This window comes from Sorangium sp. So ce1014 (assembly GCF_051521505.1).
Taxonomy (GTDB): domain Bacteria; phylum Myxococcota_A; class Polyangia; order Polyangiales; family Polyangiaceae; genus Sorangium.
Map to the genome: position 1 here is coordinate 201,131 of NZ_CP150356.1, position 17,369 is coordinate 218,499.

Here is a 17,369-nt window from a genome sequence, read left to right on the forward strand (position 1 = left end):
TCATCAGCGAGCAGGAGCTGTCGACATGCACGCGCTCATCGTTATCTCGCATCCCGAGCCCGCGTCGCTCACCCATGGCGTCGCCGCGCAGGTTGCTGAGGGGGTGTCCCTGTCCGGCAATTCCTTCGAGATCGCGGACCTCGCGGCGGAGGCCTTCGATCCGAGGTTCACCGCGGCTGATCTCGCCGTTCATCGCCGGAAGGCGCCGCCCCCCGCCGATGTCGCCGCCGAGCAGGAGAGGCTCGATCGCGCGGATGCCCTCGTGCTGGTCTATCCCGTCTACTGGTGGTCGATGCCGGGGCTCCTCAAGGGATGGATCGATCGCGTGTTCTCCAATGGCTGGGCTTTCGACTTCAGCCCAGAGAGCAAGCTGGTGAAGCAGCTCGGCGACCTCCGGGTTCATCTCGTCGCCCTCGCGGGCAGCGACGCGCGAACCTATGCGCGGCACGGCTATCTCGGTGCCATGAAGACGCAGATCGACCACGGGATCTTCGATTACTGCGGCGCACGCGTCGTGACGTCCGAGCTCCTGCTAGAATCGGAGACGCAGGATCCGGCTGCTCATCTGGCCGCCGCGCGCGCCATCGGCCGCGGTCTCTTCGATGCGTCCAGGCGAGGCGAGGTGACCGACACCGCATGAACGCGCGGCGCGCTGTCCCGGCGCCCCCGCGCAGGCCCGACGCCGGACCTCCAGGGCGCTCCCGGTCGCTCCTGCCGCCCGAGGGCCGCGAGCGACGACCGGCGCGGCCTCGGGACCTCGGGCGCCGTTCAGGGCGCCTGGCAGGACACGCGGTGGATCGGCTCCTCTTTCCCTTCGCCGATCGTCACGTAGTCCCATCCGCCGGGCACCCACGCGATCGCCTCGGCCTGCTCCTCGTCGGGTGACGGCAGCACGCAGGGCGAGCCGGCCAGCGCCTGCGCCACGGTCTGATCCGGTGTCATGGGGTAATAGAGCACGCGCGAGGAAGTCCGCAGCAGCACGCCCGTGCCGTCCGGGCGCACGTCGCCGCCCGTGAAGCGCGCGCTCCCGGAGGGCGGCTGGATGGAGCCCGCCCCGACGAGCGTCGCCGGCGCGCCCGCGGCAGGCAGCGCCGGCAGCTCGTAGATGCGAGAGATGCCCTTGTTGACCTTCGTCACGAGGGTGAGCGCCCCGGTGGTGGGGTGAATGAGCAGCGTCTCCGCGTCGTGCCGCCCGTCGGGGTACGAGAGCACGAACGCCTCGGCGGTCGAGGCCTGCGGCGCTCCTCCGAGCGTGTCCGGCTCCGGCACGCTGTACACGGTGTAGCTGGCGCGCTCGCCGTCGTTGTCGCCGATGTCCGCGAGGAACAGGCAGCTGCCCCCGCCCGTACGGCAGGGACCGCGCGCGATGTCCTCCCAGTCGATCGCGGCCGCGCCGGCCACGTTCACCTCGGCCCGCAGCGCGCCGTTGAGCCCGATCGCGAAGAACCGAGCGTCGTCGCCGTGGTCGTTGTGCACATAGAGCGCGTCCGGGTGCACCCCGCCGGCGACCACGCCGGAGCACTCGTCGATGTCGCCCCGCGGAAGCGCGCCGATCTGCGTCACCCCGGCGCAACGAGGGCAGCCCGAGACCCGCACCTCCGGCGGATCCGAGGCCCCGCAACCCGACAGGAGCAGCGAGAGCGCGAGCGCTGGCGGCGCCGAGCGCCACGCCAGGGCCCCTGGCGCAGGCCCGCCGCGCGGACGGGACGCCCGGCGGGGACGCGGCGGCAGCAACGGGGCGCGGAGGATCTCGGTCGCAGGCGTCGATGACATCAGGTCTCCTGTTCGGTGAGGTTCTCGCAGGCTTCGCTACCGCTCGACGCGGCGGGATCGGTGTCGGCGACCGGCGGGCGCTGGGGGGGCGCCGCGGCCCCCCGAGGCGCTAGGGCGCCGCGTTCGCCGCCCCGGGGGTGGGCGCCGTGACGGTGCCCTCGCCGGTCAGGTCGGGGAGCCTGCCCCACGTCTGCCCATCCGCTGCCGCCTCGATCGGGTACTCCAGCTCGGTGAGCACCTGGTCGTTCGGCGAGATGATCCCGACGGTCTCGCCCCTGGAGGCGCTCACCTTCCAGGTCACATAGAAGCAGCTGCTCGGGCCGCCTTCCGGCAGGCACGTGGTGTGGGGCCCAGGGCCGGCCTCGGCGGCCTGATCGCCGAGGATGAGCAGGTACTCCCCCGGGGCGAGCTGCGTGCCCTCCGGAAACATGAGCGCGTCGGTCGGGTTGCACTGCCCGGTATCGTCGGCGTCGCAGAGGCCGAGCCCGCCGAGGTCGGCCGACCCCGGGCCCGGGTTGCCAAGCTCGATCCAGTCGCCGCCCTTGGCCGAGATCTCGTTCACAACGACGGTCGTCGTCGCGGCCCCGCCGCCCGTTCCCCCTTGCCCGTTGCCGCCGGTGCCGCCGGTGCCGGTCGATCCCTGGGACGTGGTGGTGGTGGTGGTGGTGGTCGCGCTCGTGCCCGGCGCGCCGGTGTCCCCCGGCTCGTCGCCCGAGCCGCAGCCTCCCGCGCAGAGCGCTGCGACACAGAGCCAAGTGAATCGAAGTTGTGCCATCACGATGTTCTCCTCGGCGCACAGCACACGGCGGTCCCGGCGGTATGTCAATGGGGCGGCGCACGGGGCATCGCCGCGGAGCTTGGGGTACCCTGCCTTCCGCGTGTCGCGGCGAGAGCGGCCCGAGAGGGGTCGACGCCGCTGCCCGCATGCTTTCGAGGTGAGGAGGACATGATGCGACGACCGCTGGAGCTGATCTTGTGCCTGTCGATGGGGACCGCGCTCGGGGCCTGCGGGGACGACGCGAGCGGGGGGGAGGCGACGACCCACTCGGGCGGCGCCGGCGCGACGAGCGCGTCGGGCGCGGGCGGCGCGGGCGCAGGCCCGGGCGGCGCGGGTCCAGGCTCGGGCGGCGCGGGCGCGGGATCTCCCGCGCATGAGGGCGGCGGCCCGCCGGCGGGCAACCCCGACGGGAGCTGCGCTGTGCCGGCCGAGGCGCGGGCCGCCGACACCTCGTCCCCGACGACGGTGATCGGCGACGGGACGCCGGCGAGCTGCACCTCGGAGGCCGTCGTCCGCGCCGTCGCGGCCGGCGGCATCATCACCTTCGACTGCGGCCCCGACCCGATCACGATCACGCTCGAGGAGACCGCGAAGATCTTCAACGATACCGGCCCCGAGATCGTGATCGACGGCGGCGGGCTCGTGACCCTGAGCGGCGGCGGCCAGCGGCGCATCCTCTACATGAACACCTGCGACGAGGCGCAGGTCTGGACGACGTCGAGCTGCGACAACCAGGATCACCCGCGCCTGACGATCCAGAACCTCACCTTCATCGAGGGCGACTCGACAGGCGATGACGACGAGGGCGGCGGCGCCATCTTCGCGCAGGGCGGGCGCCTGAAGGTCGTCAATTCGCGCTTCTTCAACAACGCGTGCGACGCGGTCGGCCCCGACGTCGGCGGCGCGGGGATCCGCGCCTTCATGCAATACAATGGCCTGCCGCTCTACGTGGTGAACAGCACCTTCGGCGGCGCCGAGGGCCACGGGAACGCGTGCGCGAACGGCGGTGGCATCAGCAGCATCGGCGTCTCATGGACGGTCGTGAACAGCCTGTTTTCCCACAACCGCGCGCTCGGCAACGGCGGCAACCCCGCCGAGGAGGGGACGCCGGGCGGCGGCAGCGGCGGGGCCATCTACAACGACGGCAATGCCATGACGCTCACGCTCTGCGGGACCCGGATCGAGCGGAACGAGGTGAACGCCCACGGGAGCGCGATCTTCTTCGTGAGCAACGACCACACGGGGAACATCGTCATCGATCGGTCGGTGATCACCGAGAACATCGGCGGCTCCTGGTACCCGACCTACCCGCAGATCTCGAACCACGACGACACGCCGATCGCGGTGACGGACTCGGTCATCGAGTGAGCCCCGCCGGGCTCGAAGCCTGGCGCCCTTCGCGCTCGCGCGGCTAACCCCTCTACCCCGTCCGCTGCCGCTTCAACTCCTGCCCGACCGACACGGCCAGCGCCCGGAACCAGGCGTGGCCTGGGTCCTGCCGCATCCGCTCGTGCCACGCGAGCGACATCGTGAACCCCTTCAGCTTGAACGGGAGCTCCATCGCGCGCAGCGGCAGGTAGCGCTGCGCCCTCGCGGCGATCCGCTCGGGCAGCGTCACCATCAGGTCCGAGCTCGCCACGATCTCCGGCGCGGCGATGAAGCTCGCCACCCGGACCGCCACCCGGCGCCGCAGGCCCATCCCGGCGAGCACATCGTCGATCACGCCCCCCGGCCTCCCCTCGGGCGTCACGAGCACCTGCGGTATCGCGGCGAACTGCTCCACCGTCAGCTTGCGCGAGGCCAATGGGTTCCCCTCGCGGACGAGGCACACGAAGCGCTCCGGGAACAGCGGTGTCCAGACGATGGCCGGCCTCGCCGCCCGCTGCGCCAGCAACGCGAAATCGAGCTCCCCCGCCTCCAGCGCGCCGAACGGATCCGCCGAGGCCCCCCGGGCGTCCACGTCGACGGCCGGCGCCTCGCGGGCCAGCCGCTCGACGAGGGGCGGCAAGACGAGCACCTCGCCGAAGTCGGGCATCACCATCGTGAAGGTGCGCGTCGCCGTGCGCGGATCGAACCGGGGCGCGTCCTCGAGGACGGCGGCGAGCTCGGCGAGGACGCGCCCGAGCGCCGGGGCCAGCCGCTCGGCGCGGGGCGTGAGGCGCATCCCGCGGCCGGTGCGCACGAGCAGCGCGTCGCCGAGCACGTCCCGCAGCCGCGCGAGCGACCGGCTCATCGCCGACTGGGTGAGGCCGATCCGCGCGGCGGCGCGGGTCACGTGCGCCTCGCGGAGGAGCGCGTCCAGCGCGACGAGCAGGTTGAGGTCGAGCCCGGAGAGATGCGCCGCAGTCATGATGCGTATCGCAATCATGCATTGGATGACTGACCGGAGAAAGCGCAAAACCTCCTCACATCGAGCGCGCGGCGACGCCCCTGCGGGGGCGAGGCCGCGCATCCCCGCTCGAAGGGAGACATCCATGTTTGCTGTCGCTGGAGTTACTGGGAACACCGGGTCCGTTGTCGCGCGTGAGCTCCTCGCCGCCGGGGAGGAGGTGCGGGTCATCGTTCGCGACGCCGCGAAGGGGCAGGCGTGGAAGGCGAAGGGGGCCGAGGTCGCGGTCGCGCAGCTCGACGACGCGGCGGCGGTCACGCGGGCGCTCGAGGGCGTGAAGGGCGTCTACCTGCTGAGCCCGCCGTCGATCGCGTCGGCCGACCCGCTCGGGGAGAGCAGGTCGCAGGTCGATGCGATGGCGCGGGCGGTCGCGGCGAGCGCGGTCCCTCATGTCGTGTTCCTCTCGTCGGTGGGGGCGCACCACCCGGAGCGGACGGGGCCGATCGTGACGGTGCGCTACGCCGAGGAGCGGCTCTCCGCCGTGGCGCGGGACATCACGTTCGTCCGGCCTGCGTATTTCCTCGAGAACTGGCGCTCGGTGTTCGCGGCCGTGAAGGGCGACGGGGTGCTCCCGAGCTTCCTCCAGCCGGGGCGCGCCTTTCCGATGGTCGCGACCGAGGACATCGGCCGGGTCGCGGCGGAGCGTCTCCTCGCCGGGGGGGCGGGCCGGCGGGTCATCGAGCTCGCCGGGCCGGAGGACTACACGCCCGAGGCGATCGCGCGCGCGCTCGGCAAGGTCCTCCTCGGCAGGGACGCGCACGTGGCGCCGCTGCCGCTCGAGCAGGTGGAGCCGGTCCTGACGTCGTTCGGCGTGTCCGCGCCCATGGCGGCGCTCTACCGCGAGCTGTACGCGTCGCTCCACAGCGGCCACGTCGACTTCGAGCGGCGGGACGGCGCGGTGGTGCGCGGCAAGGTCGGCGCGGAGGCCGCGTTCGCGGCGCTGGCCGCCTGACCGAGGTTGGGGCGCCCGATCCGCATCACTCGCACGCGATGATCTCGACCTCGTAGTCGATGGGCTCGCTCACGCCGGTCACATGGATGGCGTAGGTGTGACCGGCCTGGGCACTCCAGCCCTGCGGGTTGAAGCGGAGCGCGAAGGCGCTGCCGAAGTTCGGGTCGAGCTGCGTCACCTCGACCGGGAGGTCCTCCCCGGCGTCGGTCACCGTCACCTGCGCGTCGCCGAGGTCGATCCGCGAGCTCTGGATTGTCCAGCCCGTCTCGTCGAGCGGCGCGTAGGAGGCGTGGAGGGCCCCCGAGGGGAAGGGGCCCGGCGCGGGCCATGCGATGAACGGCTTCTCGCCGGAGCCCGACCCGCCGAAGACCACGATGCAGGAGTAATCGCTCGTGGAGCCGAGCCCGATCGGGCCGAGCTCCTCGGAGAGCAGCCAGCGGCGGTGGCCGATCGTTGTCTCGTTGCCGGGGTCGGCCATGTAGAGGTCGAGGCTCTCGACGCCGGGAGTCGGCGAGATGACGCTGCTCGCGGCCCCCTCGGCGCCGAGCTCGGTGTAACAGGTCCAGCTCGGCGGCGGGCTGTGCGACAGCATGCCGTTCGCGTGCATCATCAGCGCGCAGGCCTGCGCCTTCTCGTCGCGGAGCGGCTCGGTGGTGACGGGGGGCAGCCCGGCGATGAAGCGGTAGAGGTTCAGGAGCTTGACCGCGTTCACCCGCCCCTCGGCCGGGACCTCGCCGCCCACGCACGAGCTCACGCCGCCGTTCCAGGTGCCTTCCTTGACGTCGCTCCGGTCGGCGTTCCAGCGAGCGCACACCTGCTCGCCCGTCGAACCGCCGCCACCGCCCGCGCCCGCGTAGCCGGCGCCCGCCCCGCCCGAGCCTGCCCCGCCCGCGCCCGCATCGCCTCCGCCCGCATCGCCTCCGCCCGCATCGCCTCCGCCCGCGCCCGCGCTCGCGTCCGTCCCTCGGCCGCCCGCGCCCGTCTCGCCGGCGCCCGCGCCCCCCGTGCCGTCCTGTGTCCCCGCGTCTCCCGTGGCCGCCGGGGCTCCCGCGTTGCCAGTGCACGCGGCGGAGAGGGTGAGCAGGAGAAGCGCCGTGCTCGGCGCAACAAGCTCTGTGCGATATGCCATCGTGTAAGCCTCCGGGCCGCTCGATGTGAGCGGGCAAGCCATCCAGCCTACAGGGGCGCGCGGCGCGCGTAAACGCGCACGGCTCCTCGCGCGCGAGCGCGGTGCCCCGCCTCCTGGTGCCGCCGGGGGAGGCGCGGAAGCGATTCAAGCCTTTGAGGCGAGCTGCGCGCGCGGCGGTCCGTCCGCGCACCCGCTCGGCTACATGTCCCAGAGGACCCACGTGACGTGATTGATGTCGCCGACGAGCTGCCGCTCGTCCTCCGAGAGCGTGAGGTTGATGTCGGGAACAACTTCCGCAGACGCCGGCCACGAGGTGACGAGCTGAATCGCTACCTGGAGAACAGAGCGCGCTCAGGGGGCATGGTCTCGAGCATGGATCGGATCGAGCTCACCGGAGCTCAGCACTCGCACTCGTCCTCGCCTTCGTAGGACTTCGCGATGAACGTGATGTCGTACCGGTAGCTCGCCTCGGGCGGCCCATAAATGCGGAGGAGCAGATCGTCCGCCGAATCCAGCCCCTCGCCGTCGAGCCATACCCGTCCATACTCGCTCTGCTCAGATCCGATGAGATTCATCGTGGCAGCGCTATAGACCTCCACGAACACCGTGTTCTCCGGACGGGATGGGGGAGTATATTGCTCACAGGCCGCGCCGCAGAGCTCTGCCCCGGCGGCCAGGACGCGAAGCTTCCAGTAGACCTCTTCGAACCCGAGGGACGTGTCGAGCAGGTACCAGTCTTCGTCTCCCTGGCAGAGGACAAAATCGATCCTCGAGAACCACGCGTCGGGAGATCCGCTGCCCCCTGCTGTATAGGCGAGCGGCGCCGCGGAGAGGGCCCCGTCATTCCCCTCGTAGGCGTCGTCTGCGCAAGCCGACGCTCCGCCGCTCCCGGTCTCGGCGCTGCTTCCACCGGCTCCACCACTGCCGCTGCTGGTGTCGCCGCCGCCGCCGCCGCTGGTGCTGCTGGTGCCGCCGCCGCTGCTGCTGGTGCTGCTGCTGGTGCCGCCGCCGCCGCCGCCGCCGCCGCCGCTGCTGCTGGTGCCGCCGCTGCCGCTGGTGCTGGTGGTGCCGCCGCCGCTGCTAGCGCCTCCAGCGCCGGGGCCCGCGCCGTCGTCCGGCTCACGCGAGCAAGACGTCGTTCCCAGCAACAAGGTGTAGAGCGCTGCGAAACCCATGAGACGAATCGAGCTACGGATAGGTGACATAAAGATTCCTTTGGGCACGGGTGAATAACGACCTTCAAGGCGAGGCTCCGCTGTCGAAGCGCGAGCGTCGAGCGTTGCGCGAACCAGGGTTGGATGTGGACTGTCAATCACATCATTTTCTCATGCATCCCTCCATTCCTCGTGGCGCCAACCCGGCTGCCGCGTATCCTTGTCGGCCATGGATCCGCATCGCTCATGTCGCTCTCGTCGCTCGCGCCGTCGTCGTCCTCTATCGATGGTCTCGCACACGGAACGCTGGGCTCGCGTGCGCGGCGTGGCGTGGGGAGCCGCGCTCGCCGCCGTCCTGGGGTGCCGCTCCTCGCCGACCCCGTCGGCCGGTAAGGAGGTCATCGACGTCCATGTGCACCTGACGCAGGCTGACGCGGTGGCACCATTGCTCGCCCACATGGCCAAGCATCGAATCGATCGCGCCGTCATCCTGGCGAGCCCGGACCTGACCAGCGGCCGCGGCGGATCCGGGCTCTCCGGCTACCGCGCAGGCAACGAGATCGTCCTCGACGCGGCGACGGCTCACCCCGGAAAGCTCATCCCGTTCGTCACCGTGGAGCTGGGGCACGACGACCTCCCGTACCTCGCCGAGCTCCGCCGCCGAGGCGCCTGCGGCGTGAAGCTCTACCAGGGGCACAACCTCTTCCACGAGCGTCCCCTCGACGACCCGTCGCACCAGGCGATGTGGCAGGCGCTCGCCGATCAGGCTCTCCCGGTTCTCCTTCACGCCAACACCGTCCGTTACCGGGGCGAGCTCGAGGCGGTCCTGCGCGCCTTCCCCAGCCTGCGGGTGGCGTGCGCACACCTCTGCGGCAGCCGCACCGATCTCGCGCGCGTGGAGTCCTTGATGCAGGCGTTTCCCGGCCTCCTCGTCGATACGAGCCATGGCTCTGCCGGCCCGGCGGCAGAGGGGTTTGCGAACCTCGAGCGCGAGCGCGCCCAGCTCCTCGGGCTGTTCTCTCGCTGGCCCGAGCGCTTCCTGTTCGGGACCGATCTCGTCACGAGCGGGCTGAACCCCACGTCCACGGAGATGTGGGACCTGCAGGCGGAGTCGAACATGGGTCTCTTGAAGGCGGAGAATTTTCGTTTCTTTCGTCAAACCGAAGGTCAATCCGCCCGCGTCCTCGGCACCTATCAGGGCCTTCATCTCCCCCCCGAGCAACTGGGCCCCGTCCTCGGTCAGAACGCCGCGCGATGGCTCGGCGCCTGCCTGCGGTGAACGTCGTCCCGCAGACCGCCGCCCGCGGCCTCAGGGGCCGAACTTCGCGAGGAAAAGATCCAGGGCGAACCTCGGATTCACCAGCGGCCCCGTGCCAAAGTCGATCGTGCCGAGGAACGGCCCGGCGGCGAACACGTTGCCGGCCGCGTCCATGCCCGTGGAATAGCCGTACTGGTGCCCCCGGTCGCCGGTGTGCTTCACCCAGCGCACGGTGCCCGTCGCATCGAGCTTCGCGACGAAGGCATCGCCATAGGTGCAGACCATCAGGCCCGTGCCGAAGTCGACGTCGCCGTACATGAAGCCGGTGATGGCGATATCGCCGTCCACGGTCGTCGCGACGTCCAGCGCTGTCTGTGGCCCATGCTGCCCGAGGCGCTTGGCCCAGAGGAGCTCGCCTGCCGGGTTCAGCTTGGTCACGAAGGCGTTGCCGCCCCACGTGACAGAGCCGGACTCAAGATATTCGAACCCTCCTGCGCTCACCAGCGGACCTCCGCCGAAATCCACGCTCCCGAGGAACGTCCCGCTGATGACGATGTCTCCAGCGCCGTCGACCGCGACGCCGTACGCCCGCTGGATCGCGGCGTCGCCGAACCGCTTGCTCCAGAGGTGCTCTCCGGCAGCATCGAGCTTCGCCACGAAGATATCGTCGCGGCCCGCGGAGATCAGCGGCCCGCCGCCGAGGTCGAGCGCCTCGACGAGGTAGGAGCCGAAGCTGCCGGCGAGGACGATGCTGCCCGACGCGTCGAGAGCGACGTTGTGGACCTCCGTATAGCCGTCGAAGTGCTTGCTCCAGAGGCAATGCCCCGCAGGGTCGAATTTCACGATGAACGAGTCGAGCGAGCCGAGCTCATCGGTGCTGGTCAGCGTGGCGCCGCAGAGGCTGATCTGTTGATGGAAGCTCCCTGCCACGACGACGTTCCCGGCTGCGTCCATGGCGATGCTGTCCGCGTATTGATAGGCGTCGGCGCCGATCCGAGTCGACCATACGTGATCTCCGTCTGCCGTGAAGACGGCCACGAAGGCGTCGAGCGATCCGTCCGATCCCACGAGCGGACCGCCTCCGAGATCGATGCTGCTGGCGGAGACCCACCCCGTCGTCGCAATGAGCCCCGCCTGGTTGACCGCGACGTCACGCGCGTAGGTGAAACGGGAGAATTCCTTGTGCCAGAGGACACCTCCTTCGTCGTCGAATTTCGCGAGGGCGAACACGTCGCTGCCCCCGGTCGAGAGCGGACCGTCGCCGAAATCGACGCCATCGGCAACCCCCGTCGCGAGGACGACGTCGCCGGCTTCGTCCACGGCGATGCAGCTGCCCGCCCAGAGGCTGGCTCGGTCCGCGTTCGCGCTGAGTTGCCGGCTCCAGAGAGAATCGCCGGTGCCGGGTGCGCCGCCGCTGCCGGCGCCGCCGTCGCTGCCGCCGTCGTCGCCGCCATTGCCGCCGCCGCTGCCGCCATTGCCGCCGCCGCTGCCGCCATTGCCGCCATTGCCGCCGTCGCCGCCGCTGCCGCCATTGCCGCCGCCGCCGCTGCCGCCGCCTCCTCCCGTCGCATCACCTCCGGCGCCATGGCCGTGAATGGGATCGAGCGGGATCCTGTCGCACGCGGTGGCGAGCGCGACGAGTACAATGCATCCAGGTACGATGAGCTGTTTCAAGGAGAACCCTCCGCTCGCGTTTGAAGAAGCACGCGTGTCGTGCTTCCATGAATGGCCGCCCGTCGTCGCGGCGGCTCACCGCTGGACGACGACGCCGAGCGAGAAGGACGCGAGCGGGCTGAACGTCGAGATGACCCGTCCTGCGAACCGGATGTCGACAGGCGGGATCGCCGCGCCGCCGAGCGCGCCTGCCGTGAGATACAAGGAGTCGATGAGCCGAAAACGCGCCTCGCCTCGCCCGTACACGAGGGCAGTGAACGTGGACTCGTCGCTGTCGACGTAGGGCGGTCTCGCGTCGCCGGACGCGCTCACGTAACCGAGACCCAGGCCGGGGGAGAGGACGAGCCCGAAGCGACGGCTCCTCGCGATGGGCGCGAGGACGAGCTCGGCGCCGAAGAGCGCGGGGAGGAAGCCGACCTTGCCCTCTGACGCCTCGATATCCGGGCCGACGACTGGCACTTTCGCAAGGAGCCCGACACCGATCCGGGCCGAGGGCCAGATCCGGAGCGAGGCGTCGAGCGCCAGCGACGCGCCCGGCGCCTGCCATCCGACGGCGATCGCGACGCCTACATCGACGAGCGCGGCCCTCGGCGCCGCTGGCGCCACCGGGAACGGGGGCGCTGGAGGCGCCCAGGCGCCGAGCGGCAAGCTCCGCCACGCCGCGCCGTGCACCGCGGCCGGTGGCGCGACGGGGGCGGGCGGAAGCGGCGCCGGCACGACGGCCGCCGGCGTTGTGAGGGCCGGCGTCGCGACGGTGGGAGCGCCGGCCGAAGGCCGGAGCGCCCGCACCAGCTCCGCCGCGCGGAGCACCCGGGTGTCGAGCGGGCCGTCGGGCGCCACGCTCGCGATGACGTCCGCCCGTCCGCCCGACGCCGACCAGATCTCGATCGCCCCCTCGTCGCCCTCGGGAATGACGATGAGCAGGCCCCCGGGAACAACCGCCGCCGGGCCCGCCTCGACCTGCACCCGCAAGCCCGCCGCCTCGAGCTCCTGCGAGAGCCGGTGCGCCAGCGCCCCGCGCGCACCGGCCACGACGGTGACCGGCGGCAGCTCGTCGGCGGAGCACGGCGCGGCGAGCGCCAGGAGCGCGAAGGAAGCGACGAGCGCGCCGCACATCGCGCCCGCCACACCGCGTGCTTCCGGCGAGCTCCGCCGGCGCCGGCCCGACCCCCGCGACCTCCGCGAGCGCAGGCTCAATCGGCCCCACCGGCGATCGCCGTCGCGAGCCCGGCGTGGGCGCCGTCCGGGTAGGCCGCGAGGTAGCGCGCGGCGAGCTCGCGGGCGCGCGCGTGAAGCTTCAGGTTCCTGGCGCACTCCAGGGAGCGGCCGAGCGCCTCCGGCGCGAGCGCGCCGCGGGGCCTCTCCGCGAGGTACACGGCGAACCAGCGCTCGGCCTCCGCCCAGGCGCCGCGCCCGTCGAACGCCATGCGGCCGAGGTGGTACGCCGCCACGGCCGCGGCGTCGCCCCCGGCGAACCGCTGGCGCGCCGCCTCGTAGAACCGCACCGCGACGCTCGGCTTGCGCGCCAGCCGGGCGGCGGATCCGAGATCGACGAGCTCCGCGGCACCGGCGCGCCCGAGCACCGCGTCGATGCCCAGCAGCTCCACGTCCGCGAGCGCCTCGCCGAGCCTCCCCGCGGCGAGGTGCGCGCGCCAGCTCCCCGAGGGAGCCTCGGCCGAGGGCGCCGCCGCGCGGGCCGGCGGCGAAGCCAAGGGAGCGGGCGCGGCGGCGCTCGCGCTCGGGCGGAGGGCGGGAGACGGAGCGGACGGCGGGCCTGCCTCTGGATCGGGCGCCGGAGGCGACGCCCGCGGCGCGGCGGCGCGAGGAGCGGCGCACGTCAGCCGTATCGACTCGGGCGAGGCGACGGCGCGCCCCGCCGGCTCGACGCAGGGGCCCAGGATGCGCACGCGGCCGTCGATCATCGAGACCGCGAGCTCCTCGGCCTCCGTGTCCCACGTGACGTCGAACTCGGTGCCGATCACGTGGACCTCGAACGGCCCCCCCGCCACCACCCACCGGGTGTCGCGGCGATGCACGACGCGCACGCGCAGCGATCCGCGCTCCAGGAGGACGCTCGCGCCCAGGGGGCCGATCTCGGTCACGCGGGCGCGCGTCCCCGGCGCGAGGTCCACGCGCGACCCATCCGAGAAGTCGAGCCCGACCTGCGACGCGTCCGCGGCCACCCACCGGCCGACGGCGCCCGGCGACCCTTCGACCCGGTAGATCAACGGGTCCGGTCGGGACAGCGCGAAGACGAGGGCGGAAGCGGCGACGCACGCCGCCGCGAGCGCGACGCCGAGCCGCCGCGGGAAGGGAGCCGCCCTGGAGCGCAGCGAGAGCGCGGCCTCCTTGCGGTAGATCGCCTGGAGCCGATCCGCGGTGGAGGGCCGCACCAGCCGGCCGAGCGCGGCATCCTGGTGCGCGGCGATCCGGCGCCCCAAGGCCTCGACGTCTTTGGTCCTCAGGTCCATCGGTCGCCCTCCTCGAGCCAGCTGGAGAGCGCCTCGTCCTCCTTGCAGCGCTCGACGAACGCGAGCTCCGCGCGGTGGATCCGGCGCTTGATGGTCGCCACCGACACGTTGCACGCGGCGGCCACCTCGGTGAGCTCCTGGCCCTCGACGATCCGCAGCGTGAAGGCCAGCCGCTCGTCGGGATCGAGCGTCTCCAGCGCCCGGTAGAAGGCGCGCACGCCCTGCCGGGCCTCTGGATCGACGCTGGCCGCGATCTCCGGCAGCTCGTCGCTCGCGAAGAACGCGAGCCAGCGGTGACGCCGCTTCCTGCGGATCGCCTCGCGCGCGACGAACACGGTGACGCTGGCGATGAACGGCTTCAGCGCCTCGGGCTCGCGCACGTCGTCGATGCGGGAGAACACCCGGGCGAACACGTCCTGCACCAGGTCCTCCAGGCTCCGGATGTCGCCCAGGATGCGAAACAGCATCCGCTCGACGAGGCCCGCATACGCGTCGAGCAGGCGGCGCTCCGCCGCGGGATTCCGGGCGTGCAGGCCACGCAGGAGGTCGGGCGAGGTGGGCTGTGCGGGGGGCGAGGTGGGCTGCGCGCCGGCAGGGCGGTCCGGTGGACGAGGCTTTCGGACGACGCGGAGGTGCACGGACATCGCGGTAGCCTCTTAGATGGCCGGACCCCGTCGCGACGGCTCAGCGCGCAGGCGAGCCGCGCCGCCCTGCGCCCGCGATCGGCGTCCGGTGGCCCGGCTGCTCCCGCCCCACATCGCCCTTCCCGAGCCATTGAGATGACGGAAGCGAAGAGGACCGCAAGGGTGCATCGCGCCCTTGCGGTCCTCTTCTCTTTCTTTCTTCCCCATGCTGCCCAACAGGGCGCTCGTGCCCACGGGCGCTATGCGCCCGCGGCCCACTGCCAGATCGTTCGGCGCGCCGCGGCGCTTGCGCGACATGTGAGCGCTGCGACGCCCCCGGTCCGCGCGGCGCCCCGGCCCCCGAGCGTTTGCGCGGAGGCCATTGCGTGAGATAGGATGCCCAACGGGTCTCAGATCCATCCCCGGCGGCCCGCGGAGCAGCCAGGCTGCAGGGGAGGTCGCGTGGGGGCCGCCGGTCAGGAGCGCCGCGCGGACAGCCACGGAGAGCTCCGCCCGTCGTCACGGCCTTCCTATGTCGGATTCGAAAGAGCGAAAGCGCAAGCCGCCGAACCTTGTCGAGGCCCAGCAAGAGCAGCTCTTACGGCACATCATCTCGACGTTTCCTTACAGCATCTGGTGGAAGGACCGTGACTGCGTCTACCTCGGCACCAACGAGATGAGCGCCCGGGGAGCGGGGCTGAGCCGCGCGGACGACATCATCGGCCTCACCGACCACGACCTGCCCTGGACCACCGAGGAGGCGGAGAACTACATCCGCCTCGACAAGGCCGTCATGGCCTCGGGCGAGCCGATGCTGAACATCGAGGAGACCCAGCGCCAGGCCGACGGCAGCCAGCGGTACCTGCTCACGTGCAAGGTGCCGCTCAAGGACGAGAACGGCGAGGTGTTCGGCATCCTCGGCTCCTGGACCGACATCACCGACCGCAAGCACACCGAGCTCGCGCTCGCCCGCGCAAAGGACGAGGCGGAGAGCGCCAACAACGCCAAGAGCGACTTCCTCGCCACGGTGAGCCACGAGCTGCGGACACCCCTCACCCTGATTCTGTCCCCGCTGGAGCGACTCCTCGAGACCCAGCACACGGCCCTGCCGGGCGACGTGCGCGACGAGCTGGAGCTCATCCGCCGCAACACGGCGCGGCTCCTCAATGTGGTGAGCGACCTCCTCGACTTCTCCAAGGCGGAGGCGGCGCGCATGGAGGTCGACTGGGAGCCCGTGGATGTTAACCGGTTCACCTCGCTGATGCTGAGTGACATCCGGCCGAGCGCGGTGGCCCGCGGGCGGACCCTGGCCATGACCGGCGACGCGATCGGCGTCGTCCTGCTGGATCGCTACAAGTACGAGCGCATCCTGCTCAACCTCATCAGCAACGCGCTCAAGTTCTCCCACCCCGGAGGGCACGTCGAGGTCGCGCTGCGCGCGCTCGACGACGCGTCGTTCGAGCTCAGCGTGCGCGACGAGGGGATCGGCATCCCCCGGGGCGAGCTCGGCAAGCTGTTCTCGAAGTTCACCCAGGTCGACGGCTCGGCGAAGCGGAGGTACGAGGGCACGGGGCTCGGGCTCTCGCTGGTCAAGCAGTTCGCGGAGCTCATGCGCGGCTCGGTCGCGATCGAGAGCGAGATCGACCAGGGGACGACCGTCCGCGTGCGCCTGCCGCTCGCGCTCGAGGACGCCGGGCCGCGCGACGTCGAGCCGGGGTCGCGCAGCGAGAACAGCACCGCGCAGACGCGGCGCTGGCTCAGCTCGCTGCCGCCCGTGGCGATCTCGGCCGGCGTCGGCGGGCTGGAGGAGGGCGCCGGCGCGCCGCGCGAAGGGCGCCTGTCGAGCAGACCGCCGGGGCCGCCGTCCGGCGCCCGGCCGGGCGCGGAGGCGGACAGGCCGCTGCTGCTGCTCGTCGACGACAACCCGGACATGCGGCAGTTCATGCGGTCGCTGCTGTCTCCAAGCTACCGCCTCCTGGAGGCGACGAACGGCCTCGAGGCGCAGCGGCTGATCGAGCGCTCGCCCCCGCAGGTCATCGTCTCCGACGTGATGATGCCGCTGATGTCGGGCATCGAGCTCATCGCCTGGCTGAAGGCCCACCCCGTGCTGCGCCACGTGCCGGTGATCCTCGTCACGGCCCGCGCCGACGACGAGGCGGTCGCGTCGGGGCTCGACGGCGGCGCCGACGAGTACCTTGTGAAGCCGTTCTCCCCGCGGGAGCTCCTGGCGCGCGTGCGATCGATGGTGCGGCTGTACCGGTCGTACCAGCAGCTCGGCGCGGAGCAGGCCGAGATCGCGCGGCACTCGGGCATGGCGCAGGTCGCGATGGACGTCCTCCACAGCGTGGGCAACACGCTGAGCAGCGCCGGGGTCACGGCCGAGCTGGTGCGGGAGCGCCTCGAGAGGTCGCGGCTCCCGCGGCTCACGAGGGCCCTCTCCGAGCTGATGAGGGGCGGTCCGGAGGTCGCGGATCCGGCGGACGAGCCGCGCAGCGAGAGCCTGCGCCGCTATGTCGACCTGGCGCTCGCCGCCCTGGAGCAGGAGCAGGCGGAGACCGCGGCGGACGTCGAGCGCGTGCGCGAGCAGCTCGACGTCATCCGCGACGCCATCCGCGCGCAGGAGCGGTACGCGTACAGGAACGCGTACCGCACGGAGCGGCTCTCCGTGAGCGAGGTGGTCCAGGAGTCGCTGCACGTGCACGGGGTGGCGCTCGTGACCGCGGGCGTCGCCCTCCGGCTCGATCTGCGGCCGATCGACGACATCGTCGCGAATCGCCATGATCTCCTGACCATCCTGTACAACCTCCTCGACAACGCGCGGGCGGCGTTCGACGAGGGGGAGATGCGCGAGCCCTGGATCGAGATCGCGACATGGCAGGACGGGGCCGAGGTGTGCTGTGCCGTGGAGGACAACGGGCCAGGCGTCCCCGAGGGCGCGCGGATGCAGGTGTTCCAGTACGGGTTCACGACCCGGGAGGGCGCGAACGGCATCGGGCTGCATTTCTCGGCGAACCGGATGAAGAGCTTCGGCGGATCGATCCGGATCGAGGAAGGCCGCGAGGGCGGGGCGAGGGTCGTGCTCACGTTCGCGGTCGCCCCCGGCGCGGCCGCGCGCGCCCGCTGAGGGTCGTTGTCCTGTTTGAAGCTGAAGGCGGGGAGGCGGAGAGA

14 protein-coding genes are annotated in these 17,369 nt (G+C 71.8%); 5 read left to right on the forward strand and 9 right to left on the reverse strand.

What is annotated here, in order from left to right:
• The first annotated feature begins 25 nt into the window (after positions 1-25).
• Positions 26-640, forward strand: coding sequence for an NAD(P)H-dependent oxidoreductase (locus tag WME75_RS00745; RefSeq protein ID WP_437485386.1), 615 nt, complete (start codon positions 26-28; stop codon positions 638-640).
• Positions 641-768: 128 nt separating this feature from the next.
• Here the strand turns inward: WME75_RS00745 and WME75_RS00750 are convergent, their stop codons facing one another.
• Both WME75_RS00750 and WME75_RS00755 read right to left on the reverse strand, forming a co-directional pair.
• Positions 769-1,773: a hypothetical protein gene (locus tag WME75_RS00750; RefSeq protein ID WP_437485388.1), complete on the reverse strand. Its 1,005-nt coding sequence runs from the start codon at positions 1,771-1,773 to the stop codon at positions 769-771.
• A 109-nt stretch (positions 1,774-1,882) separates the two neighbouring features.
• Complete coding sequence (locus WME75_RS00755) at positions 1,883-2,548, reverse strand: lamin tail domain-containing protein (protein ID WP_437485390.1); 666 nt, start codon at positions 2,546-2,548, stop codon at positions 1,883-1,885.
• 171 nt (positions 2,549-2,719) lie between these two features.
• On the opposite strand from WME75_RS00755, the gene WME75_RS00760 reads away from it, so the two are divergent.
• On the forward strand, positions 2,720-3,919 hold the full coding sequence (locus WME75_RS00760) for a hypothetical protein (RefSeq protein WP_437485391.1): 1,200 nt from the start codon (positions 2,720-2,722) through the stop codon (positions 3,917-3,919).
• Positions 3,920-3,971: 52 nt separating this feature from the next.
• Here the strand turns inward: WME75_RS00760 and WME75_RS00765 are convergent, their stop codons facing one another.
• Entirely contained in the window at positions 3,972-4,901 is a 930-nt protein-coding gene (locus WME75_RS00765) for a LysR family transcriptional regulator (protein WP_437485393.1), read from the reverse strand.
• A 124-nt stretch (positions 4,902-5,025) separates the two neighbouring features.
• Between WME75_RS00765 and WME75_RS00770 the strand changes: the two genes are divergently transcribed.
• Positions 5,026-5,892, forward strand: a complete 867-nt coding sequence (locus WME75_RS00770) for an NmrA family NAD(P)-binding protein (protein ID WP_437485395.1) — start codon at positions 5,026-5,028, stop codon at positions 5,890-5,892.
• Between the two features lie 25 nt (positions 5,893-5,917).
• On the opposite strand, the gene WME75_RS00775 is transcribed toward WME75_RS00770, so the two are convergent.
• Both WME75_RS00775 and WME75_RS00780 read right to left on the reverse strand, forming a co-directional pair.
• Positions 5,918-7,021, reverse strand: coding sequence for a CAP domain-containing protein (locus WME75_RS00775; RefSeq protein WP_437485397.1), 1,104 nt, complete (start codon positions 7,019-7,021; stop codon positions 5,918-5,920).
• Positions 7,022-7,419: 398 nt separating this feature from the next.
• A complete protein-coding gene (locus tag WME75_RS00780) occupies positions 7,420-8,196 on the reverse strand; it encodes a hypothetical protein (RefSeq protein ID WP_437485399.1) in 777 nt (258 codons plus the stop codon).
• Positions 8,197-8,461: 265 nt separating this feature from the next.
• On the opposite strand from WME75_RS00780, the gene WME75_RS00785 reads away from it, so the two are divergent.
• On the forward strand, positions 8,462-9,454 hold the full coding sequence (locus WME75_RS00785) for an amidohydrolase family protein (protein ID WP_437485401.1): 993 nt from the start codon (positions 8,462-8,464) through the stop codon (positions 9,452-9,454).
• Between the two features lie 30 nt (positions 9,455-9,484).
• Here the strand turns inward: WME75_RS00785 and WME75_RS00790 are convergent, their stop codons facing one another.
• The 4 genes from WME75_RS00790 to WME75_RS00805 all read right to left on the reverse strand — a co-directional run bounded on the left by WME75_RS00790 (position 9,485) and on the right by WME75_RS00805 (position 14,222).
• Entirely contained in the window at positions 9,485-11,107 is a 1,623-nt protein-coding gene (locus WME75_RS00790; protein ID WP_437485403.1) for a hypothetical protein, read from the reverse strand.
• 75 nt (positions 11,108-11,182) lie between these two features.
• On the reverse strand, positions 11,183-12,235 hold the full coding sequence (locus WME75_RS00795; protein ID WP_437485405.1) for a hypothetical protein: 1,053 nt from the start codon (positions 12,233-12,235) through the stop codon (positions 11,183-11,185).
• 65 nt (positions 12,236-12,300) lie between these two features.
• Entirely contained in the window at positions 12,301-13,578 is a 1,278-nt protein-coding gene (locus WME75_RS00800) for a FecR domain-containing protein (protein ID WP_437485407.1), read from the reverse strand.
• A complete protein-coding gene (locus WME75_RS00805; protein ID WP_437485409.1) occupies positions 13,569-14,222 on the reverse strand; it encodes an RNA polymerase sigma factor in 654 nt (217 codons plus the stop codon). The genes WME75_RS00800 and WME75_RS00805 overlap by 10 nt, the downstream gene beginning before the upstream one ends.
• A gap of 511 nt (positions 14,223-14,733) precedes the next feature.
• Here WME75_RS00805 and WME75_RS00810 point away from each other — a divergent pair.
• The gene (locus tag WME75_RS00810; RefSeq protein WP_437485411.1) at positions 14,734-17,325 is read left to right on the forward strand and encodes an ATP-binding protein; all 2,592 of its coding nucleotides are present in this window, start codon (positions 14,734-14,736) and stop codon (positions 17,323-17,325) included.
• Positions 17,326-17,369 lie beyond the last annotated feature (44 nt).